The following is a 1,636-nucleotide window of genomic DNA, read 5'->3' on the forward strand; positions in this document are numbered from 1 at the left end:
GTTCAACGGCAACGCATCCAACACCACGAACGCCGACGGCACCATATACGACGGCAGGTTGGCGGTGAGTTCGGACTTCACCTGCGCCACATCCACACCGGACTCGGCATCGGCAGCCACCAGGTAGGCCACCAACCGGTCACCGGTCTTCGGATCGGACTTCGCGACCACCGCTGTCTGCGCGACCTCCGGCAACGCCAACAACGCGGCTTCGATCTCACCGAGCTCGATACGGAAACCACGAATCTTCACCTGGAAGTCGGTGCGACCCCGATACTCGAGTTCACCAGCGCGGTTCCACGCCACCAAGTCACCGGTCCGGTACATCCGCGCACCCGACTCGAACGGATTCGCCACGAACCGATCAGCCGTCAGATCCACACGACCGAAATAGCCCCGCGCCAACTGCGCACCCGCCAAATACAACTCACCCGACACACCCACGGGCACCGGACGTAAACGCCCATCCAGCACGAACACCCGGCTATTCCACTCCGGCCCACCGATGGGAACCGAAACCCGGTCGGCACCACTGACGCGGTGGCTGGTGATCGACACCGCCGCCTCAGTCGGACCGTAGAGGTTGAACAACTCCGTACGCGGGTGTTCCCGCAGGAACCGCTGCGCCAATGCACCGGGCAATGCCTCACCGATCGCCAGCACCCGCCACAGCGAGTCCGGCATACCGGCAGTCAACAACGCGTCCAGCATCGACGGCACGACGTGCAGCGTGGTGACCCACTCCTGGGCCATGAGTTCGTTGAGGTACGCCGGATCCCGATGACCGTCCGGTGCGGCGATCACCAGCCGGCCACCACATACCGCGGCCGACCAGAACTCCCACACCGACAAGTCGAACGTCGCCGCCGTCTTCAACAGGATCGCATCGGCGGCATCCAGACCGAACTCGATGTTCTTCCACTGCAACTGGTTCGCGATCGCCCCATGCGGAACCGCCACACCCTTCGGACGACCCGTCGAACCGGAGGTGAAGATGACGTACGCCGTGTTCTCCGGACGCAACGGCCCCACACGATCGGCATCCGTGACCGGGGAGGCATCGACACCCGACAAATCCAGCTCATCGATGCGCACCACATCGGCCACATCGGTGCTGAACTCGGCGTCGGCATTGGTCAACACACAGACCGGCGCAGCCGTCTCGAGAATGTAACTCGTCCGCTCCGCAGCCTGATCCGGATCCACCGGCACATACGCACCACCGGACTTCGCCACCGCGTACATCGCCACGACCAGATCCACCGACCGACGCAACGCCAGCGCGACCCGCGACTCCGGACCCACACCCAACGAAATCAAATGCCGCGCAAGACGATTCACCCGGGCATCGAGTTCGGCGTAGGTCAGCTCGATCCGTTCACCGTCGACCGCGTCCGCGACCAGCGCGGTGGAGCGTGGGCCGGCCGCCACGCTGGCGTCGAGCAGCGAGACCAGCGTCGCGCCCGCGTCGACGGCGTGGTCGGTGTCGTTCCAGCGCGCGAGTACGTCGTGTCGTTCGGTGTCGGCGAGCAGTTCGATATCCCCCACCAGCACGCTGGCATCAGCAACCACAGCCGCGAGAACACGCGACAACCGATCAACAAACCCCTCCACCGTCGACCGGTCGAAAAGATCG

At 64.5% G+C, this 1,636-nt stretch carries 1 protein-coding gene; it reads right to left on the reverse strand.

The window, feature by feature from the left end; translation table 11 throughout:
- Window positions 1–1,636, reverse strand: a 1,636-nt coding sequence (locus tag ACT89H_RS29330) for a non-ribosomal peptide synthetase (RefSeq protein ID WP_445111909.1), incomplete at both ends; no start/stop codon positions are given.

This window comes from Nocardia aegles (assembly GCF_052545135.1).